Raw genomic sequence first — 21901 nt, forward strand, 5'->3', positions numbered from 1 at the left:
GGTCGGCTAGCGTGTCCTGATGCCCGCTGCCGATCCCCTCGCCCCGCTGCTCGACCTGCCGGGTGTGCGCGAGGCGGGCGAGGAGGCGCGGGAGACGCTGGCGCTGGCGCATCGCCACCAGTCGAATCGGCGAGGCTGGCCCGCGACGGCCGCCGAGGCGGCAATGCGCGCGGCGCGGGCGTCGTCGGTGTTGGACGGCGGGTCGCTGGTGCTCGGGCCCGAGGGTGAGCCCGACGCGGTTTTGGCCGGGGCGCTGCGGGTGGCCGAGGCGCTCGAAGGTGGAGCGACGGCGCTGGTGGGGGTGTGGCAGCGGGCCCCCCTGCAGGCGATTGCCCGGCTGCATGCGCTGGCCGCCGCCGACCTGACCGACGACGACCGGCTGGGCCGGCCGCGCGCGGACGCCGGTGTGGGCCGCCGACTCGAGATCCTCGCCGACGTCGTGACCGACACGCGGGCGCCCGCGCCCGTGGTGGCCGCCGTCGTGCACGGCGAACTGCTGACATTGGCACCCTTCGGCATCGCCGACGGTGTGGTGGCCCGCGGAGTGGCGCGGCTGGCGACCATCGCCAGCGGGCTGGATACGCATGGCCTTGGCGTCCCGGAGAAGTCCTGGATGCAGAAGCCGGGTGACTACCGGACGGCGGCCGAGGGATTCGCATCGGGCACGCGCGAGGGGCTGGCGGCCTGGCTCATCAACTGCAGTCGGGCCTTGCGGGCCGGCGCCAGGGAGGCCATCGCCATCGCCGAGGCGGCGGCCGCGAAGTGAGCGTCAGCAAAACGAAGCGGGCGGCGCTCCGAAGATGATTCGGCTCGCCGCCCGCTAGCACGGAACGCTGGGTACCAAGCGTGCTCGGTGGGCTGCGTGGGTGGCCTCGGCGTCCGTGCGATGCGCTTCGATGGCCGATCCCACCCAAGGGATCCTCGCCGTCGTCCGCTCTCCGCACTTACGCAGGCCCGCAACACTTTTGCCATTTTAGCGGCGTGTGCTCCGCGTGGGTTCGCAGGTTCCGTGCTAGGTAGCCGAACTCGGGAGGACGAACCTTCTCTTCTGGCTCGGCCTTGGCCTCGCCCGGCTTCCGTGACTCCTTTGTACTCCGTGACCGCGGTCACATCAAGGGTAATATTGGGCCGAGTCGCCAGATCGTTACTGCGACTGTGCAGCAACGGCAGGCCCTGGGGTCAGAACACGAAGCGGCGCAGCAACGAATACGTCATCGCACCCGCGGCCAGCGCGCTCGCGCCCACGGCCACCGTCGTCGCCACCGCCGCACCGGACGGCGTGCTGATGCGGTCTCGCAGCGAGACGGGCCTGGAGAAGGTCAGCACCGGCCAGTCGCGGCCGGCCGCCTCGCGGCGCAGCGCACGGTCGGGGTTCACGACGGTCGGGTGGCCGACGGCCTCGAGCATCGGCAGATCGGTGATCGAATCCGAGTACGCGTAGCAGTGATCGAGCGCGTACCCCTCGCGGGCGGCCAACTCCTCGATGGCCTCCACCTTGCCCTCGCCGTAGCAGTAGAAGGCCACCTCGCCGGTGTACTTACCGTCCTCGACGACCATTCGGGTGGCCATCGCGTGGGTGGCCCCGAGGGCCCGTGCAATCGGGGCCACGATCTCCTCGCCCGAGGCGGAGACCACCACCACGTCGCGGCCACACAGCTTGTGGTCGGCGATCAGGTTGGCCGCCTCGGCGAAGACCAGCGGGTCGACGATGTCGTGCAGCGTCTCGCCGACGATCGACTTGACCTGCTCGACGTTCCAGCCGGTGCACATCGTGGTGATGTAGGACCGCATCCGGTCCATCTGCTCGTGATCGGCGCCGGCCATCAGGAAGAGGAACTGGGCATAGGTCGACTTCAGCACCGCTTGGCGGTTTATCAGCCCCTGATCGAAAAAAGGTTTGCTGAACGCAAGGGTGCTCGACTTGGCGATGACCGTCTTGTCCAGATCGAAGAACGCTGCGGTCCGGATCGGGGTGTCGGCCGGCGGCTGCTCGGACGCGTCGGCTGAGGCGGCACCGGGAGCGGTCACTGCTCCAGTCTATGCGGGGGGTGTGGCGGGCGAGTCGCCGAAATCGTCGAAGTGACTGATTCGGCCACCTGTCCGGAGCCGAAGGCTTCCAGGTCACCGGTCGATTTCACAGTGGATTCATATGGCGACGAGGTCTTGCGCTGCTCATCGTGTTCGTGTGTATAGTAAGCATTACTCGGCTTATGCCGGGTGTGCATCAGCCCGACCCCCCGGGGCTGATACACGACGACCTCCGCCTCCTCCCCCCTGGCGGGGGTCGTCCCTTTTTCAGGGCAAATTCGCCGGATTTCGCCAGCCCCGCATTGCGCCGCCCGCCTTCCTCGCCGCTGTTTGCGAAGTCTGCGTGTGCCGGAGTCTTCATCCACAGTCGCGTGCTCATCCACAATTTGGCCGCGGGGCATGGCGGGACGCCCCAGGATGGCCCCAGGGTTGGGGGCATGAGCGCCAACGAGACTGCACCGGCTCCCTCCCGCAGAGGCATCCTCTCCCTCGTCGCGGGTGCCGAGCTGCGTGGCGACGTCGAGCGGGTGGCGGCTGCGGCCGGGGTGCGGGTGGTCCACGGTGGCGAGGTCGTCGGTCGAAAGGCGTGGACGTCGGCGTCGGCGGTCGTGCTCGACGTGCCGGGTGCTCGTGCCTGTGCCGAAGCCGATCTGCCAAGACGGGGCCGGGTGCTGGTGATCGCCCCCGCCGAGCCCACCGCCGCCGACTGGCAGGTGGCCATCGCGGTCGGGGCGCAACGCGTGCTCGTGCTGCCCGCGGGTGAGGCGGAGCTGGTCTCGGAGCTGTCCGACGCGGTCGACGCCGCGCGGGACGACGGGACGAGGGGCACGGTGATCGGCGTCGTCGGAGGGCGCGGAGGGGCTGGCGCCTCGGTCTTCGCGACGGCGCTCGCGCACGCCGCACCCCGCCCGCTGCTGGTCGACGTGGATCCGTGGGGCGGCGGAATCGACCTGACGCTGGGCAGCGAGCACGACGCCGGGCTGCGCTGGCCAGATCTCGCCCTCGGCGGTGGTCGGATCGGCTATCGGGCCCTTCACGATGCGCTGCCGTCGCGGCACGGCGTCGCGGTCCTCGCAGCGGGCCGCACGGGTCACGACATCGACCCGAGTGCGCTCGCCGCGGTGCTCGACGGCGGTTGTCGCGGCGGCGCGACGGTCGTGTGCGACCTGCCGAGGCGCGCCACCGCCGCCGTCGGGATCGCCCTCGACGCGGCGGATCTCGTCGTCGTGGTGACACCGGCCGACGTGCGGTCCTCGGCGGCGGCGGCGGCGCTGCGCAGCTGGTTGATCGAGACCAATCCGAACGTGGGCCTCGTCGTCAGGGGACCCGCGCCGGGGGGACTCCGGCCGACGGACGTGGCCCGCACCGCGGGGCTGCCTCTGCTGGCGGCGATGCGGCCGCAACCGGGCCTGGCCGCCGAGCTGGAGCAGGGTGGGTTCCGCCCGCGCCGGCGCTCTCCACTGACCTCGGCAGCGCGCCGGGTGCTCGACGTGCTGCACCTGCAGCCGGGCAGCATCGAGGAGCGGCGGGCCGCATGAGCTCCTCGCTGATCGAGCGGGTCAGGGAACGGCTGGCGGCGGAATCGGCACCGCTACGGCCAAACGTGGTGGCCGACGCCATCCGCGCGGAGTCTGCCGGAGTGCTCGGGGACACCGACGTCCTGAGCAACCTGCGGCTGCTGCAGACCGAGCTGACCGGGGCGGGAATCCTCGAGCCTCTGCTGTGTGCGGACGGCACCACCGACGTCCTGGTCTCGGCGCCCGATTCGGTGTGGGTGGACGACGGTCGGGGTCTGCGCCGCACCGCGGTCAGGTTCGACGGCGAGGCCGCGGTTCGTCGCCTGGCGCAGCGGTTGGCGCTGGCCGCGGGGCGGCGGCTCGATGAGGCGCAACCGTGGGTGGACGGCCAGCTGACGGGACTGGGGTCGGGCGAGTTCACCGTGCGCCTGCACGCGGTGCTGCCACCCATCGCCCCGGCGGGGACCTGCCTGTCCCTTCGGGTGTTGCGGCCCGCGACGCAGGACCTCGCGGCGCTCGTCGCGGCCGGGGCCATCGCGCCGCAGGCCGCGCCCGTCTTACGCGACGTCATCGCAGCCCGTCTGGCCTTCCTCGTCTCGGGCGGAACGGGTGCAGGCAAGACCACGCTGCTGGCCGCGGCGCTGTCTGCGGTCGACGCCGGGGAGCGGATCGTCTGCGTGGAGGATGCGCCCGAGCTCGCACCGACTCACCCGCACCTGGTCAACCTGGTCGCCAGGTACGCCAACGTCGAGGGGGTTGGCGAGGTGTCGGTTCGTGACCTTGTCCGGCAGGCATTGCGGATGCGTCCCGATCGCATCGTGGTCGGAGAGGTGCGCGGCGGCGAGGTCGTCGATCTGCTCGCCGCCCTGAACACTGGGCACGACGGCGGGGCCGGCACCGTGCACGCCAACAGCCCGGCCGAGGTGCCCGCCCGGCTCGAGGCGCTCGCCGCCGTCGGCGGGCTGGACCGCGCGGCGCTGCACAGCCAACTGGCCGCCGCGGTCCGCGTGGTTCTGCACGTCGGCAGGAACCGCGACGGGATGCGACGGCTTCAGGAAATCGCCGTGCTGCGCCGAGCGGACGACGGCATGGTGACCGCGGTGCCCGCCTGGCACGCCGACCGCGGATTCGATTGCGGCATGCCGGCATTGGCCGCTCTGGTGGGTACCCGGTGACGCTCGCGGCGCTGGCCTTGGCCCTGGCGCTGGTGGTGGCTCCCGGTTCGCCACGGCGGGGTGTTGGACCACGACGCCTCACCCGCCGTGCCCGGCCCGGGGTACCGCTGGCGGTGGGCGTGGCGGGCGGGGTGGTCCTGGCGGTGGTCGCACCGGTGGCCGCGACGCTGGCCGCCGGTCTCGTCGCGGCCACGCTGACGGGGCGCCGCCGAGCGGCCCGTGCGAGGGCCAGTCGGCGGATGGAGTCCGCGGCGCTCCAGGGTGCGATGAGCGTCCTGGTGGGGGAGCTGCGGGTGGGGGTGCACCCGGTGGTGGCCTTCGAATCCGCGGCGGCTGAGACCGACGGCGCGGTCGCAACCTCGCTACGCGCCGTCGCGGCACGGGCGCGGCTCGGTGCGGACGTCGCGGCGGGGTTGCGCGCGGTGGCCGCAGGTTCGGCGGTGCCGTCCTACTGGGAGCGGCTGTCGGTGTGCTGGTCGCTGGCGCAGACGCAGGGCCTGGCGATCGTGGCGCTGGTGCGCACCGCCGAACGCGACATCGTCGAACGCGAGCGCTTCGCCTCGCGGGTCGCGGCCGGCATGGCCGGGGCGCGGGCCACCACCGCGATCCTGGCCGGCCTGCCGGTACTGGGAGTCGGGCTTGGCCAGTTGATCGGCGCGCAACCGGTGCGGTTCCTGCTCTCCGGTGGCGTCGGCGGCTGGCTGCTACTGATCGGCGTGGCGCTGGCGTGCGCCGGGCTCTGGTGGTCCGATCGCATCACCGACCGGGTGCTCGGATGAGCCTGGCCGCAGTGCTCCTCGCGATGGCGCTGCTGCTCAACGGCCGACCGGCGCGCACGCGTATGCGGCCCCGGGCAGCCGCCGCGCCGACACCCGTGATGGGGGACGCGGGCGATCCGCTCGCCGTCGCGTCCAGCCTGGACGTGTTCGCGGCCTGTCTGTCCGCCGGCATGGCGGTGGCGGGCGCCGCGAGGGCGACGGCACCGTTCGCTCCGCGGCCACTGGCCGACGTCCTCGGCCGCGCCGCGGACCTGCTCGCCCTCGGCAGCGATCCGACGACGGCGTGGTCGAGCCTTGGCGCCACCGGTGACGACCACGTCGACGCATTGTGCCGGCTTGCCCGCCGCTCCGCATCTTCGGGAATGGCTCTGGCGCAAGCGGTCTCGGAACTCGCCGATCAATCGCGCTCCGATGCGGCCGATTCTGCGACGTCAGCCGGGGAACGCGCCTCGGTCCTAATCGCGGGTCCGCTGGGCGTGTGCTATCTGCCGGCCTTCGTGTGTCTCGGCATCGTCCCGGTGGTCGCCGGCCTTGCCGGTGACGTGCTGCAGTCGGGCATCTGGTGAGACTCGTGGATCGACCACGGGGTGGGAAGGAATGAGGAAGTGCATGGGAGACAACCTGTTTCGATGGCTACGGGCGCGGTTGATGCTGTTGGCAGTCGACGAGTCCGGCATGTCCACCGTCGAGTACGCGATCGGGACGATCGCCGCCGCCGCGTTCGGGGCGATCCTCTACACGGTGGTGACCGGCGATTCCATCGTCAGTGCGCTGACCAACATCATCACCAGGGCGCTCAACACCAACGTCTGAGTGCAGACGACGGTGGCGCCACGGTCGAGGCGGCGTTCGCGGTCGCGGCGCTGGCCGTGGTCCTGGTGCTGTGCGTGGGCGGTCTCGTCGCAGTCGCGCTGCAGGTGCGCTGCGTCGACGCCTCTCGCGAGGCTGCGCGGTTGGCGGCTCGCGGTGACGAGGCGGCGGCAACCGATGCGGTGCGTCGCGGCGGCCCGGCGGGCGCGGAGCTGGTGCTGCACCGTGACGGGGGGTTCGTCGTCGCTCGCGTCACGTCGCTGGCGTTGCCGCTGCCGGGTCTCACCATCACCGCGGAGTCCCAGGCGCTGGTCGAATCTGGCGTCTGACGGTGGGGCGGCCAGCGTGCTGGCGGCCCTGGCGATGGCGGCGATGCTGGCGCTGACCTGCGGTGGCGCGGTGGTGGGGTCGGTGGTGATTGCCCGGCACCGGGCTCAGGCCGTCGCCGATCTGGGTGCGCTGGCCGCGGCGAACCGGCTGATGTGGGGTCCCGAGGCGGCGTGCGCGACGGCCGCCGGGCTGGCTGCGGCGATGCGGGCGACGGTGTCGGCCTGCACGGTGACCGATCTCGACGTCGTGGTGGTCGCCGAGGTGCCGGTGCGCCTGGGGCGGTGGGGTGTGCACGCGGCCCGCGCGAGTGCCCGCGCCGGGCCGGTCTGACTCAGGACCGCGTGGCCCGCTCGGTGCGGGCGCGGTCGCGGCGGGAGAGCTTGCTCGGGGGTGGGTTCACGTCATCCTCGGTGGGCAGGCGCAGCGACAGCAGTCCTGCCACGACGTCGTCGCCGATCTCGACGCGGTGGGCCGTGACGTGGATCGGCGTCCACCCACCGCCGACGGCCCGCAATCGCAGCACCCGCGACGCCTCGCCGGATCGGAAGTCCCTTGCCATCGATTCGACTTCGGGCGCATCGTCGGGATGAACCAGCGGCTCGCCGTCGGCCTGGTCATGCCAGTCGTAGAACGGGCACGGGTCGTCGAGCCACTTGAGCAATTTCCACGTCTTCGGGTCGACCAGCGCGCGGTGCACGCCGGGGCGGGCCAGACCGGCGACGATTCGCTGACCGAGGTCCTCGACGGGTGTCGCGGTCCCCTCGCTCACCCCGCGCCAATTCATGGCCCGGCAGATCAGCGCGTCGCGTCCACCGTCGTCGGGCTCCTCGAGCACCCGCGCGACGAACCCGACGGTGATCGGTCTGCCCCGGTAGTCGGTGACGTCCCAGGTGCTGCAGAAGGTGCGCCCCACCTCTGGCTTGATCGCGACCCGCAGCACCTCCACCTCGCTCGGGTTCAGCGCGCGGGCCGGCAGGTCCTCGGCAAAGGCGCGGCCCTGCGTGGCCTCGGCGGCCGGGTTGAGGCCGCTGTTCATCAGCGACTCCGGGGTGTCGGTGGCGATGCCGTTGGTCAGGTCCCACTTCAGCGGTCCGGGCATCACCCGGTCGGGTGGCTCCTCGTCCAGTGGCCCGATCCATACGTGGACGCCATGGATGCGGCCGTCGGTCATCTGCACCACCTCGGTGCGGATGACTCGGTCACTCTTTGGCGTCAGGCTACTCAGGGGTTTTCCGGCCTGAACGGTCTCGTTGATGGCGGTCTGGATGGCCATCAGGTTGGGATTGCGCCGCAGGAATGCACTGACCGGGACCAGGTTCTTGGTGCGTTGCCCCTGTGCGACCACGGCGGGTTCGACACCGAGCGTCTCCACGAGCAACCAGTCGTGGGTCATCGTGACATCTTACCTTTGCGTAACAGTTGGCCATGGCGACAGCGCGCGACCAAACCCGTGCCGGGCGGCGGCTCGGCAACGGTCTGACGAGCCGCAATCGGCCTCAATGTGGTCGCGCCGCCGAACGCCAAGTGGTAATTTTCGAAGGCGCCCGGTTCGCCGGGAATGAGAGCGGAACGCGTAAGTCCGTCCGTACCTCGCAGTCTTCTACGTGGGTGGCGCGCATCGCCTGGCGCCCATGCCGAGCCGTGGAGACGACCGTCGAGGGGTGGGTCGTCTCCACGGGCCGGCTCACGCGGTGGCCAACTCGTCGAGCACCAGCCGCAGCACCGTCACCGCCCCCGCCTTGTCGAGCGGATCGTTGCCGTTGCCGCACTTGGGCGACTGCACGCACGATGGACAGCCCGCCGGACACTCGCACGCCTCGATGGCCGAGGCCGTCGCATCCCACCAAGTCCTGATCTGCTCATAACCGCGTTCGGCGAAGCCCGCGCCGCCGGGATGGCCGTCGTAGACGAAGATCGTCGGCGTTCCCGTCTCGGGACCGACGGCCGTCGACACCCCGCCGATGTCGCCGCGGTCGCAGCTGGCCACCAGGGGCAGCAGCCCGATCGCGGCGTGTTCGGCCGCGTGCAGCGATCCCGGCACACTGGTGTCGGCGATGCCCGCCCGCTGCAACGCCTCCGGCTCGATGGCACACATCACCGCCATCGTCTGCAGGCTATGGGTGGGCATGTCGAGATCGACGAAGTCGATCACCTCGCCGCCAAGGCGCCGGCGCAGGAACCCGACCACGGTATGGCTGACCGATACCGGGACCAGCCCGATGGTGACCGCGCCGACGGTCCGGCGTTCGCCGGGACCGGTGATGGAGATGTCGGTGACCTCCCTGGCCGAGGTCGAGTACCCGGGATCGTCGGCCCTGACGAAGGCGATGCCCTCCTCGAAGTCGAGCGATTCCACGACGTAGCTCTCGCCCTGGTGTAGGTACACCGCGCCGGGGTGCACCGAGGACGGCGCCTGGCCCGCACCGGTACTGCCGAGCATCCGGCCGGTGCCGGACTCCAGGATCGCGATCTGTCCACCCGACGAGCCGCGAATGTCCACGGCCGGATGTGGATCCAGGCCCGGTGCGGGGAAGTAACCCGCCGGCCGCCGCCGCAGCAGACCGTCGTCGACCAGCGCGTCGGCCACCGCCTCGGCATCCCAGGTGCGCACCTCGGCCGGCGTGAGCGGCAGCTCGGCGGCCGCGCAAAGTAGTTGGGGCCCAAGGACATACGGGTTAGACGGGTCGATAACCACGCGTTCGATCGGCCGGTCCAGCAAGGCGGCAGGATGGTGCACCAGGAAGGTGTCCAGCGGATCGTCCCTGGCGATGAGCACGATCAGCGCGCTCTGGCCGCGGCGGCCGGCCCGCCCGGCCTGCTGCCAGAACGACGTGACGGTGCCGGGGAAACCGGCCAGCACCACCGCGTCCAGTCCGGCGATGTCGACACCGAGCTCCAGCGCATTGGTGGTGGCCAGGCCGCGCAGTTCGCCGTCCATCAGCGCCCGTTCCAGGGCGCGGCGGTCCTCGGCGAGATAGCCGGCGCGATAGGACGCCACCAGCCCGACCAGGTCGGGTGCGACGTCCTCGAGGCGGTCCCGCGCACCGAGGGCCGTCAACTCCGCTCCGCGCCGCGACCGCACGAACGTCAGCGTGCGCGCCCCCTCGGCCATCAGGTCGGCCATCACGCGGCCCGCCTCCGAACCCGCGGAACGCCTTACGGGAGCACCATTCTCGCCCGTGACGTCGTTCCGCAAGGCTGGTTCCCACAGTGCCACCGTCCGGCCGCCCTGCGGGGAACCGTCGTCGGTGACCTCGGCGACGGTGTGCCCGAGTAACTCCGAGGCGGTGGCCGCCGGCGCGGACGTCGTCGCGCTCGCGAAGATCACCGTCGGCCCGGCGCCGTAGCGTTCGCAGAGTCGGATCAGCCGGCGCAGCACCATCGCCACGTTGGATCCGAATATGCCTCGGTAGTAATGGCATTCGTCGACCACCACATACCGGAGATGGCGCAGGAAGACCGCCCAGCGGGCATGGTTGCGCAGCAGCGAGAGGTGGATCATGTCGGGGTTGGAGAAGATCCATCGCGACCGTTCGCGGGCGAACCGTCGGGCGTCCGTCGAGCTGTCCCCGTCGTACGGGCTCGGCGCGACGTCGGCCAGGCGAGGCACCGCGCCCGTCAACGACTGCGCGGCGCGCAGCTGGTCGTGGCCGAGGGCCTTCGTCGGAGCCAGGTACAGCGCCCTGGCCCGCGGGTCCTCGGCCAGCGCGGTGAGGATGGGCAGCTGGTAGGCCATCGACTTGCCCGAGGCGGTGCCGGTGCTGAGCACCACGTGGCGCCCCGAGTGGGCGAGGTCGGCGGCCTCGGCCTGATGGCTCCACGGCCCGGTGATGCCGCGGTCGGCGAACGCGCGCACGACGTCGGGATCGGCCCATTGCGGCCATGGCCGAGACCGGGCGCGGCGGGGTGCCAGGTCGGCCACGTGGCGCAGCGGATGCTCGTCGGGGTCGGTGCCCTCCACGGCACAGGCCAGCAGCTCGCGGCCGAAGTCCACCGCCTCCGACACCGTCGCCCCTCCGATTTCCCTGCCCCGTGGTGCAGCCGATTCGGGCCGCTCGGTCTGTCGCGCGAGGGCCCCTTACATGATTGACTATGCACGGTCGCAGCTTCTGTGAACGCACTCGCAGGAACGACGTTGCGGCCGCGGTTCCTGCGGGGGTTCCGGGTCGGGGCGACTCCGACGACGCTCGTGACGGATGGCGGTCGAAACAGCGCCCGGCGCACCGGAAGCCGGTGTGTCGCACCCCGAGGAACGAAGAGGAACGACGGAAAATGCCCCAGGGGATCGTCAAGTGGTTCAACCCGGAGAAGGGTTACGGCTTCATCGAGCAGGAGGACGGCTCCGGTGATGTGTTCGTCCACTACAAGCAAATTCAGTCCAATGGCTTCCGCACCCTCGAGGAGAAGCAGCGGGTGGAGTTCGAGATCGAACAGAGCCCCAAGGGTCCGCAGGCCGTGAGCGTCCGCACCATCTGAACCGGGACCCCATCGAGAAGAACCCTCGCATCGTCGCGCCGACGAACTCCGCGGGGGTTTTCGTCGTTCTGGAGGCGATGGGGGAGAACTGGTCGACGGGGCACGCGGCACGGTGCCGCCGGACGAAGGCGTGGCTGGCCTAGTGTCGGCATCGTGAGCCAGCTGTCCTTCTTCTCGGCAGAGGCGGTGCCCCCGGCGGTCGCCGACCTCACCGGGATTCTGGCTGCGCCGGGACAGGTGGTGGTGGTCGGCCAGGGCGACGAGCGTGCCGCCCGCCTTTCGGTGGTGGTCGATCGGCTGTGGCGTGCCGAGGCGCTCGCGGAGATGATCGCCGACGCGGGTCTGGAGCCCGAGATCGGTCACACCGACGAGAACACCCCCCTGGTGCGGACGGTGCCAGATCACCGGCTGGCCACGATCGCGGCTAACTGGACACGCGGTGCGGTCAAGACGGTCCCGCCCCAGTGGTTGCCGGGCCCCCGCGAGCTGCGGGCGTGGACGCTGGCCGCCGGCACTCCCGAGGCCGACCGCTACCTGCTGGGTCTGGACCCGCACGCGCCGGACACGCATTCCGCACTCGCCTCGGCCATGATGCGGGTGGGAATCGCACCGACCTTGATCGGTACCCGAGGGGCGCACCCGGCCCTGCGAATCAGCGGACGCAGACGGCTATCGCGCCTGGTAGAGAACGTAGGGGAACCTCCGGACAGTGCCGAGGCGTTCCAGGAGTGGCCGCGCACGTGATGGCTCCCGGCACCGGAGCCAGTTTGCGTAGGCTCGCCCGGAGTGCGAAATTGTCAGTTGCCATCGGCCGGTGGGACCACTGATTCAGTGTTTCCGCGCCGATTGGCGACATAGAAGTGGAGCGTAGACAGGTTGGCTGACCAGGACGGTGGCAGCGGCAACGGCAGGATTCGGCGACTAGTCATCGTCGAGTCGCCCACCAAGGCGCGCAAAATCGCCGGATACCTCGGATCCAGCTACATCGTCGAGTCGTCGCGTGGTCACATCCGCGACCTGCCGCGGGCGGCGGCCGACGTGCCCGCCAAGTACAAGACAGAGCCGTGGGCCCGCCTCGGGGTGAACGTCGACGCAGACTTCGAGCCGCTCTACATCATCAGCCCGGAGAAGAAGAGCACCGTCACCGAGCTCAAGGCGTTGCTCAAGGACGTCGACGAGCTCTACCTCGCAACGGACGGTGACCGCGAGGGCGAGGCCATCGCCTGGCACCTCCTCGAGACGCTCAAGCCCCGCATCCCGGTCAAGCGGATGGTCTTCCACGAGATCACCGAGTCCGCGATCCAGGCGGCCGCCAACGACCCGCGTGATCTGGACATCGACCTGGTGGACGCTCAGGAGACGCGCCGCATCCTCGACCGGCTGTACGGCTACGAGGTCAGCCCCGTGCTGTGGAAGAAGGTGGCGCCGAAGCTGTCGGCGGGCCGCGTCCAGTCGGTGGCCACCCGGATCATCGTCCAGCGTGAACGCGAGCGGATGGCGTTCCGCACCGCCGGCTACTGGGACGTCACGGCCGAGCTCGACGCCAGCGTCTCCGACGCCCAGGCCACGCCGCCGAAGTTCACCGCCAAGCTCAACAGCGTCGACGGCAAGCGGGTGGCCAGCGGTCGCGACTTCGACTCCCTCGGTGCGGTGCGCAAGCCCGACGAGGTAGTCGTCCTCGACGAGGCGTCGGCCTCGGCACTGGCCGGGGGCTTGCGGGGGGCCCAGCTGTCCGTGGCGTCGGTCGAACAGAAGCCGTACACCCGGCGCCCGTACGCGCCGTTCATGACGTCCACGTTGCAGCAGGAGGCCGGCCGCAAGCTGCGCTTCAGCTCGGAGCGGTGCATGAGCATCGCCCAGCGGCTGTACGAGAACGGCTACATCACCTACATGCGTACCGACTCCACGACGTTGTCGGAGACGGCGATCAACGCGGCACGCAACCAGGCCAGGCAGCTCTACGGCGACGAGTACGTCCACCCCACGCCGCGGCAGTACACCCGCAAGGTCAAGAACGCGCAGGAAGCTCACGAGGCGATCAGGCCCTCGGGTGACGTGTTCCAGACTCCTGGCCAGCTGCACTCCGCCCTGGACAACGATGAGTTCCGGCTCTACGAGCTGATCTGGCAGCGGACCGTGGCCTCGCAGATGGCCGACGCCCGCGGCACCACGCTGTCGCTGCGCATCGCGGGGGCGGCACGGTCGGGTGAACAGGTGGTGTTCAACGCCAGCGGCCGCACCATCACGTTCCCCGGCTTCCTGAAGGCCTACGTCGAGAGCCTCGACGAGCAGGCCGGCGGCGAGGCCGACGACGCCGAGAGCCGGCTGCCAAACCTGACGCAGGGCCAGCGCGTCGACGCCGCTGACCTGACCGCCGACGGTCACACCACCAGCCCGCCCGCCCGCTTCACCGAGGCGTCGCTGATCAAGTCGCTCGAGGAACTCGGCATCGGCCGGCCCTCGACCTACTCGTCGATCATCAAGACCATCCAGGACCGCGGTTACGTCCACAAGAAGGGCAGCGCGCTGGTCCCGTCGTGGGTGGCGTTCGCCGTGATCGGGCTGCTCGAACAGCACTTTGGCCGACTGGTCGACTACGACTTCACCGCGGCCATGGAGGACGAGCTCGACGAGATCGCCTCGGGCAACGAGCGAAGGACCAACTGGCTCAACAACTTCTACTTCGGTGGCGAGCACGGCGTCGACGGTTCGATCGCCCGTGCCGGTGGCCTGAAGAAGCTGGTCGGCGGCAACCTCGAAGAGATCGACGCGCGAGAAGTCAACTCCATCAAGCTGTTCGACGACGATCAGGGCCGGGCCATCAACGTCCGGGTCGGTCGCAACGGCCCGTACCTGGAGCGGATGGTCATCGGCGAGGACGGCGAGCCGACCCCGCAGCGAGCCAACCTGAAGGACGAGCTGACCCCCGACGAGCTGACCCTCGAGCTGGCCGAGAAGCTGTTCTCCACGCCGCAGGAGGGCCGCCCGCTGGGCGTCGACCCGGAGACGGGTCACCAGATCGTCGCCAAGGACGGCCGTTACGGCCCGTACGTCACCGAGGTGCTGCCCGAGCCCGACGAACCCGACGAGGGTGATGCCGGCACGCCGGCGAAGAAGGGCAAGAAGCCGACGGGTCCGAAGCCCCGCACCGGTTCGCTGCTGCGGTCGATGGACCTGGAGACCATCACGCTGGAGGACGCGCTGCGGCTGCTGTCGCTGCCCCGCGTCGTCGGCGTCGATCCCGCCACCGGCGAGGAGATCACCGCGCAGAACGGCCGCTACGGCCCATACCTCAAGCGCGGCACCGACTCTCGTTCACTGGCCACCGAAGAGCAGATGTTCGACATCACGCTCGACGAAGCGCTCAAGATCTACTCCGAGCCCAAGCGGCGCGGTAGGCAGGGTGCGGCGACGCCTCCGCTGCGCGAACTCGGCAACGACCCGGTGTCGGAGAAGCCGATGGTGATCAAGGACGGCCGCTTCGGGCCGTACGTCACCGACGGTGAGACCAACGCCAGCCTGCGCAAGGGCGACGACGTCATGTCCATCACCGACGCGCGCGCTTCGGAGCTACTGGCCGATCGCCGCGCGCGGGGACCGGTGAAGAAGAAGGCGCCGACGAAGAAGGCCGTCAAGAAGACCACCGCTTCCAAGAAGGCGCCCGCGAAGAAGGCCGCAGCCAAGAAGGGCTAGAGCGCTCCAGAACGGCTAGGGCTCGAGAAGGCTCGGCTCGACTCGGCTCGGGATGTTGCTCGACACGGCGAGATTCAGCGGCCGCGCCAGTTGCGTCGGGGCGCTGCGCCCGCGCAGTTCGACGATCTCGCCGACGTCCCAGCACAGCGCCTCGGCGTCCAGCGCACCGCTGACCGCGATCGCCGAGGCCAGCACGTGCCCCTCCTCGAGCTTGGCCAGCTCGGTGAGCCGGGCCGCCTCGTTGACCGGGTCGCCGATCACCGTGTACTCGAAGCGCGCCTGGGCTCCGATGTGCCCGGCGATGGCGCGGCCCGCCGAGACGCCGATGCCGAAGTCGGTCTGCCCCAACACCTCGATGAGCTCGTCGTGCAGTTCGCGGGACGCGGCCAGTGCGGCACCGGAGGCGTCGGGATGCTCGATGGGCGCGCCGAAGATGGCCAGTGCGGCGTCGCCCTGAAACTTGTTGACGAACCCGCCGTGCCGGTTCACGCTGTCGACGATCACGCGGAAGAACTCGTTGAGCAGGCTGACCACCTCGGCGGCGGGGCGCGTGGAGGCCAGCTGGGTGGAGCCGACCAGGTCGACGAACAGCACCGCCACGTCGCGTTCCTGGCCGCCCAGCTCGGTGCCGCGCTCCAGGGCCCGCCGGGCGACGTCCTCACCGACGTAGCGGCCGAACAGGTCCCGGAGTCGTTGCCGCTCGGCCAGATCGCGGACCATGTCGTTGAATCCGGCCTGCAGCAGCCCCAATTCGCTGGCGTCGTAGATCTGCATGTGGGCGTTGTAGTTGCCGCGCTGCACTTCGCCCAGCGCCCAGCGCAATTGGCGCAGCGGGTCGGCGATCGACATGGCGACCAGCACGGTGCCCGAGAGCCCGATCACCAGGGCGGCGATCGCGAGCAGCAGGATCGGGGTGTTGAGCCGTTCGGCGGGTGCGGTGAGGATCTCGAACTTGCTGGCCACCAGCGCCAGCACGATGGCCAGGATGGGCACGCCGGTGGACAGCACCCAGGTCAGCACCTGGCGCAGGATCACCCCCGGGGCCTTGAAGTTCTCTGGGACCCCGCCACGCAGCGCTGCGACGGCCACCGGCCTCAGCACCCGCTCGGACTGCAGGTAGCCGATGATCGCGGTGGCGGTCGCGCCGAGCGCCGTGGCGACCGCGACGACGGGCGCCGAGCGGCTGGCGACCGGCCAGCTGGCCGCGATGAAGACGATCGACCCGAAACACCAGTTCGAGACGCTGATGACCGACCGGTAGTAGGGCATTCGCAGGGCTCTGACCCGGGCCAGCGCCGTGACGGCGGGGTCACCGTCGCCGAGCAGGCTGTCGCGGCGCTGCCAGCGGATCACCGGCAGCAGCAGCCGCAGCGTCAGCCAGACCCCGACGGAGAACGAGACGAACAGATAGCCAAGGAAGATCGCCAGGTTGAAGGCGGGCAGGTCCTGGAGCTGGATGCGGTCCTCCGACGGCAGCCCGAACCGCAGGAAGCCCAGCACGAACAGGGCGCCGATGATGTCGGCCTGCAGCATGCCGAGGGTGAAGACCGGCCACGGCGTGCGTGCGACCCATCGGACGAATGCGGTGATTCGCCCCATCGGTGCTGCCTTCGTGGTCACCACCCAACCGTATCGGTCCACGGGGACGGAGATGGCCGCTGTTCACCGGCGTCTTCGGTGAAAGGTCACCCGGGAGCACTAGAGTCGGGGATCGATGAGCGGTGTTTTCTCGCGTCTGGTGGGTCAGGACGCCGTCGAGGCGGAGCTGGTTGGCGCGGCTTGGGCGGCCCGCGGTGATTCGGCTCACAGCCCGCTGGCCGCGGGCGCGATGGGCGGCCGGATGACGCACGCCTGGCTGATCACCGGCCCGCCCGGGTCGGGACGGTCCATCGCCGCGGTCTGCTTCGCGGCCGCCCTGCAGTGCACGTCGGACGGGCCGCCCGGGTGCGGCGAGTGCCGGGCCTGCACGACGACGATGGCCGGTACCCACGGTGACGTGCGACGGATCATTCCCGAGGGGCTGTCGATCGGCGTCAGGGAGATGCGCGACATCGTCCAGATCGCGTCGCGACGGCCGGGCACCGGGCGCTGGCAGGTCGTCATCGTCGAGGACGCCGACCGGTTGACCGAGGGCGCCGCCAACGCGCTACTCAAGGTCGTCGAGGAGCCGCCCGCGTCGACGGTGTTCCTGCTGTGCGCGCCGTCGGTCGACCCGGAGGACATCGCGATCACCCTGCGCTCGCGCTGCCGCCACGTCGCGCTGGTGACGCCGCGGCTGGACGCCATCGCCAAGGTGCTGGTCGACACCGACGGGATGACCGAGAAGGACGCCACCTGGGCGGCCTCGATCAGCGGTGGACACGTCGGCCGGGCGCGCCGGCTGGCGACCGACGCCCAGGCCAGGCAGCGCCGCGAGCGGGCTCTGGGCCTGGCCAGGGACGCGGCGACGCCGGCGCGGGCGTACGCCGCCGCCGAGGAGCTGGTCGCCACCGCCGAGGACGAGGCCAAGGCGCTGACCGGTGACCGCAACGAGGCCGAGACCGAGGAGCTCAGGACGGCGCTGGGGGCCGGCGGCACCGGCAAGGGCGCCGCGGGTGCGCTGCGCGGGGCCACGGGCGCGCTCAAGGACCTGGAGAAGCGACAGAAGTCCCGCCAGACCAGGGCGTCGCGCGACGCGTTGGACCGCGCGCTGATCGACCTCGCCACCTATTTCCGCGACGCCCTGCTGGTGTCCTCGGGCGCCGGCGGCATCCAGGCAAATCACCCCGACATGGCGGACCGGGTGGCGGCGATGGCCGAGCACGTGCCGCCCGATCGTCTGCTGCGCTGCATCGAGGCGGTGCTGGAGTGCCGCGACGCGCTTGCGATGAACGTCAAGCCGAAGTTCGCGGTCGATGCGCTGGTGGCGACCGTCGGCCAGGCGCTGCGGGTCTGATCGCCGACGGTGAATTGGGTGCGCGCGGGAGCCTGCCGTAGACTCGTCCCGCCCCATGCTGACGGGGCGTGCCGCCTTAGCTCAGTCGGTAGAGCATCTCACTCGTAATGAGAAGGTCTGGGGTTCGATTCCCCAAGGCGGCCCCACGTTCCACCCCGGCGCGGTTCCATCCCGTAGCGCCGATGCTTAGCCCGTAGCAGAACACCCGGTGCGGGTCGTAGGTCGCCTTGATCTGACATCTCTTGGCACCCGACTACTGCACTTCAGGGCGGCGCCACGTAGCCGACGGGGCCGGACGCCAGACAGACCGACAGCGCCGAGGTGTTGGCACTGGCCAGGATGGCGTCTCCGGCCCCGGACAGCCGGACGAACACCCGGTTCAGTCCCGGATGGACCGGGACCCTGGTGGCATCGCCGTCGGACAGGGCGAACGTCATCGACCCGTCGCTGTTGGCCAGGTAATTGATCTCGGCGGTCCACTCCGTCGGCAACATCGGGCCGTCCAGCGGCATGCGGACCGGCGCGTCGGGCTGAACCAGATACCCGCACTGAGGTTTTGGCCCCGCCAGCGTATGCCGAACCCAGGTCACCTGGGCGTCGACGAGATGGCCCTTGCGGTCGAAGGTGCGCAGATCGGTTGTGCTGGTGGCGAATTCGGGTCGATCCCGCACCAGTGCGAAGACGTGGCTGAAGAGATTGTCCGGCCAGGCGAAGCGCTGCAGGATCAGGGGATCGACTTCCTGGTCGAGCAGTGGCGCCGTGGTTGCCGCGTTCGCCGTCGCGAGGCTGGCCAGCACGTTGGCGACGTATGCCCGGGTCGGGTTGGTGTGCCAGCTCTTGACGAACGTCGCCGTCGAGTAACCACAGCTGACCAGGAATAGCAGTGCGGTCACCAGGACCGCGCCGGTCCTGACCCGGGATGCGTCCCACCGGGTCGATGCGGGCCGATTCGGGGCGCACAGGCCGATGGCCGCCAGCAGCGCCAGCACCACGGCCAGATCCGGCAGATAGCGCAGCGTCTGCGCGAGCTCGATGGCGGTGAACCGCGACGACCGCATCAGGTAGATCGGCACCTGGCAGGTGATGACGTACCCCGCCGCCGCGAACCACAGCAGCCGGGCGTGTTCCTTGCGGGCGACCGTAACGGCGATCACCGCCAGCAGTACCAGCCAGCCCACCACCATCACCGGCCACTGGGGCAGCGCCCACGGTGAGGACGGCGCCCAGCGCTCCCACCGCCAGGGCCCCCCGATCAGTGCGGGCACGATGCCGTGGGTCACCGACCGCACCAGCAGGTCACCGGTCATGGGAAGGTCCAGCGTCCACCGCCGCTGGTCGACGACCAGGAGGTAGAGCCCCACCCACGCGGCCGTCAGCGCAGCCGAGGCGATCCACAACCGACGACCGCGGTGCCACACCGTCTTCACCGCCGAGCGGTCACCGCCGACGTAGGCCAGCAGCGCCGTCAGCGCAAACGCGACGAAGGGGATCACGGCGGCCTTCTCGAAGAACAGCAACCCGCCGACGAACACCGCGGTGCCCCCGATCGCGTAGCGCCGATCGCCGGTGCGGACCAACAGAATCGCGTCGGCGCACACCCACGCCATGGCCGCCACCATCGGCAACGCGTTCAGCGCCGCCGCCCACCAGGCGAACGACGGCAAACCCAGCGGGCTGAACAGCGCGAAGGTCAGCGGGATCAGCAGCACCGGGCGCCACCCGAGGATCACGTACAGCGCACGCAGCAGCGCCAGAGAGGCGACGAGCTGCAGCACGATCAGGCTGATGGCCGGGCCGAGCCACTGGAACGGAGCGACCTTGGCGATGGCGCCGGCGACGAGGAACGCCGCGGGCATCACGTGCCCGTCGTGATCGTCGAACAGATACGCCGGCGACAGCAGGCCGTGCGTGCCCGCCCTGGCGATCAGGATCAGGTCGTCCCAGTAGAAGTAGCCGCTGAACGCCAGCACGCCGCGGACGGCCAGCTGCAGCAGGATCAGGGCGACGGCGGCGTACAGCACCCAGGGCGCCCCAGGTCGCCACGCTCCCAGCCGCCGAATCACCGGAGCGACTGTACGTGTCGGTATCGTGACCACGTGCGGACACTCGTCACCGGAGCGGCAGGCTTCATCGGATCGACACTGGTGGATCGGCTGCTGGCCGACGGTCACACCGTCATCGGCGTCGACGACCTCAGCTCGGGCAACAGCGTCAACATCGTCGGCGCCGAGCGCCACGACACCTACGAGTTCGCCAAGGCGGACATCGTCGACGCCGACCTGATCGGGCTGCTCGCCGACACCCGGCCAGAGGTGGTGTTCCACCTGGCCGCGCAGATCTCGGTCAAGCGCTCGGTGGACGACGCGCAGTTCGACTCCAGCGTCAACGTGGTGGGGACCGTGCGGCTGGCCGAGGCCGCCCGCCGGGCCGGGGTGCGCAAGATCGTGCACACCTCCTCGGGCGGATCGATCTACGGCACGCCGCCGGTCTACCCGACCAACGAGGACGTGCCGGTCGACCCGTCGTCGCCCTATGCGGCGAGCAAGGTGTGCGGCGAGGTGTACCTCAACATGTTCCGCAACCTGTACGACCTGGATTGCTCGCACATCGCCCCGGCCAACGTCTACGGCCCGCGCCAGGACCCGCACGGCGAGGCGGGCGTCGTCGCGATCTTCGCCAAGGCGCTGCTGGCCGGCAAGCCCACGAAGATCTTCGGCGACGGGTCCGACACCCGCGACTACGTCTTCGTCGACGACGTGGTGGACGCGTTCGTGCGCGCCGGCGGTGAGGCGGGCAGCGGCCTGCGCTTCAACGTGGGCACCGGGGTGGAGACCTCGACGCGGGAGCTTCACACCGCCGTCGCCGCCGCCGCCGGCGCACCCGACGAGCCCGAGATGCACCCGCCGCGGCTCGGCGATCTGCGGCGTTCCTGCCTGGACAACGGGCGAGCCGGCGAGGTGCTCGGCTGGTCACCGCGGGTGGGGCTGACCGACGGCATCGCCAAGACCGTGCAGTTCTTCCGCGAGCACGACTAGTACCGCCGAGTGTGACTCTGGCGACGGTTCGCGGCCCCATTCCGTCGCCGGATTCACACTCGCGGGGTTACCTGGCCTCGGGGACCCGCGCGCCCTCGAGCGCCACCGCCCGCGCCAGCCGCGCGTACTTCAGCTCGAGGTCCTTGAACCGCATGTAGGTGCTGATCGTGGTGAACAGGAACGCCACGATCAGGGCGTACTCCAGCAGGTCGGCGCCGCGAGCCACACCCAGCCAGTTCGCGACGATGGTGGTGTCGTTGGGCCGGACGATCGCATAGACCGCCGCGATCACGAACAGCACGTAGCCGACCTTGACCCACGCCTTGGCCTGGGCGCTGCGCCGCGATCGTAGCAGGTAGACCAGCAGCGTGACGACCGCCGCGATCAGCAGCACCTGGATCCAGTTCATCGGCGCATCCTCTTCCGCAGGAGTCCGTCGAAGACGATGTTGACACCGTTGACCAACGGTTGCCCCTTCGACATGGAGTAGTCGGTGTAGAGGATCTCGACGGGTTCCTCGGCCACCCGCCAGCCATTGTCGACGATCTCGGCGATGATCTCGCTGGCGTGGGCCATGCCGTTCATCGTCAGCTCGAGCCCGTCGGCCACGGTGCGGTTGAACACCCGCAGCCCGTTGTGGGCATCGGTGAGACCCAGCCTGCGGCTGGCCGGGCTGAGCTTGGCGAGCAACGGGAACAGGAGCCGGCGCAGCAGCGGCATGTCGACGGGCGCGCTGTCGGCGAACCGGGTGCCGACGACGATGTCGAGATCCTCGGACTCCAGGCGTTTGATCATCCGCAGCACGTCCTGGACGCGGTGCTGCCCGTCGGCGTCGAACGTTGCGAACACCGCGGCCCCGGGTTGACTGCGGGCGTATTCGACGCCGGTCTGGATCGCGGCGCCCTGGCCGAGGTTGACTGGGTGACGGACGACGTGGGCACCGGCCTGCCAGGCGCGCTCGGCGGTGGCGTCGCGGCTGCCGTCGTCGACCACCACCACGTGGTCGAAGACCGACCGGACATCGGCGACGACGTCGGAGATGACGGTCGCTTCGTTGAAGGCGGGGATGACGATCCACACGTCGTCATGGCGGGGGTAGTGATTGCCGTCGATGCCGATCAAG

The 21901-nt window shown here is 70.3% G+C and carries 20 protein-coding genes and 1 tRNA gene; 14 read left to right on the plus strand and 7 right to left on the minus strand.

All coding sequences use genetic code 11. The features are described 5' to 3' along the window. Positions 1-19 precede the first annotated feature (19 nt). Positions 20-766, plus strand: coding sequence for an oxidoreductase (locus tag SBI80_RS09505; protein WP_318974205.1), 747 nt, complete (start codon positions 20-22; stop codon positions 764-766). Between the two features lie 413 nt (positions 767-1179). On the opposite strand, the gene SBI80_RS09510 is transcribed toward SBI80_RS09505, so the two are convergent. Continuing rightward, entirely contained in the window at positions 1180-2028 is an 849-nt protein-coding gene (locus SBI80_RS09510; RefSeq protein ID WP_318974206.1) for an HAD-IB family hydrolase, read from the minus strand. A 437-nt stretch (positions 2029-2465) separates the two neighbouring features. Here SBI80_RS09510 and ssd point away from each other — a divergent pair, with 437 nt between their 5' ends. The 7 genes from ssd to SBI80_RS09545 all read left to right on the plus strand — a co-directional run bounded on the left by ssd (position 2466) and on the right by SBI80_RS09545 (position 6969). Beyond that, the gene (gene ssd, locus SBI80_RS09515; RefSeq protein ID WP_318974207.1) at positions 2466-3566 is read left to right on the plus strand and encodes a septum site-determining protein Ssd; all 1101 of its coding nucleotides are present in this window, start codon (positions 2466-2468) and stop codon (positions 3564-3566) included. After that, the gene (locus tag SBI80_RS09520; protein ID WP_318974208.1) at positions 3563-4720 is read left to right on the plus strand and encodes a TadA family conjugal transfer-associated ATPase; all 1158 of its coding nucleotides are present in this window, start codon (positions 3563-3565) and stop codon (positions 4718-4720) included. The genes ssd and SBI80_RS09520 overlap by 4 nt, the downstream gene beginning before the upstream one ends. Next, positions 4717-5499, plus strand: coding sequence for a type II secretion system F family protein (locus SBI80_RS09525; protein WP_318974209.1), 783 nt, complete (start codon positions 4717-4719; stop codon positions 5497-5499). The genes SBI80_RS09520 and SBI80_RS09525 overlap by 4 nt, the downstream gene beginning before the upstream one ends. Then, positions 5496-6065 (plus strand): type II secretion system F family protein, encoded by a 570-nt coding sequence (locus SBI80_RS09530; protein ID WP_318974210.1) that lies wholly within the window; start codon positions 5496-5498, stop codon positions 6063-6065. The genes SBI80_RS09525 and SBI80_RS09530 overlap by 4 nt, the downstream gene beginning before the upstream one ends. A 43-nt stretch (positions 6066-6108) precedes the next feature. After that, a complete protein-coding gene (locus SBI80_RS09535) occupies positions 6109-6312 on the plus strand; it encodes a DUF4244 domain-containing protein (RefSeq protein ID WP_318974211.1) in 204 nt (67 codons plus the stop codon). 74 nt (positions 6313-6386) lie between these two features. Further along, on the plus strand, positions 6387-6638 hold the full coding sequence (locus SBI80_RS09540; RefSeq protein ID WP_318974212.1) for a TadE family type IV pilus minor pilin: 252 nt from the start codon (positions 6387-6389) through the stop codon (positions 6636-6638). Then, the gene (locus tag SBI80_RS09545) at positions 6628-6969 is read left to right on the plus strand and encodes an Rv3654c family TadE-like protein (protein WP_318974395.1); all 342 of its coding nucleotides are present in this window, start codon (positions 6628-6630) and stop codon (positions 6967-6969) included. The genes SBI80_RS09540 and SBI80_RS09545 overlap by 11 nt, the downstream gene beginning before the upstream one ends. Before the next feature lies 1 nt (position 6970). Here the strand turns inward: SBI80_RS09545 and SBI80_RS09550 are convergent, their stop codons facing one another. Continuing rightward, a complete protein-coding gene (locus SBI80_RS09550; protein WP_318974213.1) occupies positions 6971-8032 on the minus strand; it encodes a PAS domain-containing protein in 1062 nt (353 codons plus the stop codon). A 291-nt stretch (positions 8033-8323) separates the two neighbouring features. Further along, complete coding sequence (locus tag SBI80_RS09555) at positions 8324-10645, minus strand: DNA 3'-5' helicase SftH (protein ID WP_318974214.1); 2322 nt, start codon at positions 10643-10645, stop codon at positions 8324-8326. Positions 10646-10911: 266 nt separating this feature from the next. On the opposite strand from SBI80_RS09555, the gene SBI80_RS09560 reads away from it, so the two are divergent. The 3 genes from SBI80_RS09560 (at position 10912) to topA (ending at position 14808) form a co-directional block, all read left to right on the plus strand. Continuing rightward, entirely contained in the window at positions 10912-11115 is a 204-nt protein-coding gene (locus SBI80_RS09560) for a cold-shock protein (RefSeq protein WP_318974215.1), read from the plus strand. Positions 11116-11268: 153 nt separating this feature from the next. Further along, positions 11269-11859, plus strand: a complete 591-nt coding sequence (locus SBI80_RS09565; protein ID WP_318974216.1) for a hypothetical protein — start codon at positions 11269-11271, stop codon at positions 11857-11859. Between the two features lie 132 nt (positions 11860-11991). Then, entirely contained in the window at positions 11992-14808 is a 2817-nt protein-coding gene (gene topA / locus SBI80_RS09570) for a type I DNA topoisomerase (RefSeq protein WP_318974217.1), read from the plus strand. Positions 14809-14823: 15 nt separating this feature from the next. On the opposite strand, the gene SBI80_RS09575 is transcribed toward topA, so the two are convergent. After that, a complete protein-coding gene (locus tag SBI80_RS09575; protein WP_413232692.1) occupies positions 14824-16407 on the minus strand; it encodes an adenylate/guanylate cyclase domain-containing protein in 1584 nt (527 codons plus the stop codon). Positions 16408-16522: 115 nt separating this feature from the next. On the opposite strand from SBI80_RS09575, the gene SBI80_RS09580 reads away from it, so the two are divergent. Further along, on the plus strand, positions 16523-17743 hold the full coding sequence (locus SBI80_RS09580) for a DNA polymerase III subunit delta' (protein WP_318974219.1): 1221 nt from the start codon (positions 16523-16525) through the stop codon (positions 17741-17743). A gap of 70 nt (positions 17744-17813) precedes the next feature. After that, a tRNA-Thr gene (locus tag SBI80_RS09585) sits at positions 17814-17889 on the plus strand. Between the two features lie 117 nt (positions 17890-18006). On the opposite strand, the gene SBI80_RS09590 is transcribed toward SBI80_RS09585, so the two are convergent. Next, positions 18007-19806: a hypothetical protein gene (locus SBI80_RS09590; RefSeq protein ID WP_318974220.1), complete on the minus strand. Its 1800-nt coding sequence runs from the start codon at positions 19804-19806 to the stop codon at positions 18007-18009. Between the two features lie 33 nt (positions 19807-19839). Here SBI80_RS09590 and SBI80_RS09595 point away from each other — a divergent pair, with 33 nt between their 5' ends. Continuing rightward, positions 19840-20778, plus strand: coding sequence for an NAD-dependent epimerase/dehydratase family protein (locus SBI80_RS09595; protein ID WP_318974221.1), 939 nt, complete (start codon positions 19840-19842; stop codon positions 20776-20778). 67 nt (positions 20779-20845) lie between these two features. Here the strand turns inward: SBI80_RS09595 and SBI80_RS09600 are convergent, their stop codons facing one another. Together SBI80_RS09600 and SBI80_RS09605 are read right to left on the minus strand one after the other, a co-directional pair. After that, a complete protein-coding gene (locus tag SBI80_RS09600) occupies positions 20846-21187 on the minus strand; it encodes a DUF2304 domain-containing protein (RefSeq protein WP_318974222.1) in 342 nt (113 codons plus the stop codon). After that, the gene (locus SBI80_RS09605) at positions 21184-21900 is read right to left on the minus strand and encodes a polyprenyl-phospho-N-acetylgalactosaminyl synthase PpgS (RefSeq protein ID WP_413232683.1); all 717 of its coding nucleotides are present in this window, start codon (positions 21898-21900) and stop codon (positions 21184-21186) included. The genes SBI80_RS09600 and SBI80_RS09605 overlap by 4 nt, the downstream gene beginning before the upstream one ends. Position 21901 lies beyond the last annotated feature (1 nt).

Source organism: Mycolicibacterium sichuanense, assembly GCF_033741125.1.
Classification (GTDB): Bacteria; Actinomycetota; Actinomycetes; order Mycobacteriales; family Mycobacteriaceae; genus Mycobacterium.

Excerpts from the sequence above, each read along its gene's own strand:
- SBI80_RS09505 (WP_318974205.1), top strand. The coding sequence starts at position 20 with ATGCCCGCTGCCGATCCCCTCGCCCCGCTGCTCGACCTGCCGGGTGTG.
- ssd (WP_318974207.1), top strand. The coding sequence starts at position 2,466 with ATGAGCGCCAACGAGACTGCACCGGCTCCCTCCCGCAGAGGCATCCTC.
- SBI80_RS09520 (WP_318974208.1), top strand. The coding sequence starts at position 3,563 with ATGAGCTCCTCGCTGATCGAGCGGGTCAGGGAACGGCTGGCGGCGGAA.
- SBI80_RS09530 (WP_318974210.1), top strand. The coding sequence starts at position 5,496 with ATGAGCCTGGCCGCAGTGCTCCTCGCGATGGCGCTGCTGCTCAACGGC.
- SBI80_RS09535 (WP_318974211.1), top strand. The coding sequence starts at position 6,109 with ATGGGAGACAACCTGTTTCGATGGCTACGGGCGCGGTTGATGCTGTTG.
- SBI80_RS09550 (WP_318974213.1), bottom strand. The coding sequence starts at position 8,032 with ATGACCCACGACTGGTTGCTCGTGGAGACGCTCGGTGTCGAACCCGCC.
- SBI80_RS09560 (WP_318974215.1), top strand. The coding sequence starts at position 10,912 with ATGCCCCAGGGGATCGTCAAGTGGTTCAACCCGGAGAAGGGTTACGGC.
- SBI80_RS09575 (WP_413232692.1), bottom strand. The coding sequence starts at position 16,407 with ATGGGGCGAATCACCGCATTCGTCCGATGGGTCGCACGCACGCCGTGG.
- SBI80_RS09580 (WP_318974219.1), top strand. The coding sequence starts at position 16,523 with ATGAGCGGTGTTTTCTCGCGTCTGGTGGGTCAGGACGCCGTCGAGGCG.
- SBI80_RS09600 (WP_318974222.1), bottom strand. The coding sequence starts at position 21,187 with ATGAACTGGATCCAGGTGCTGCTGATCGCGGCGGTCGTCACGCTGCTG.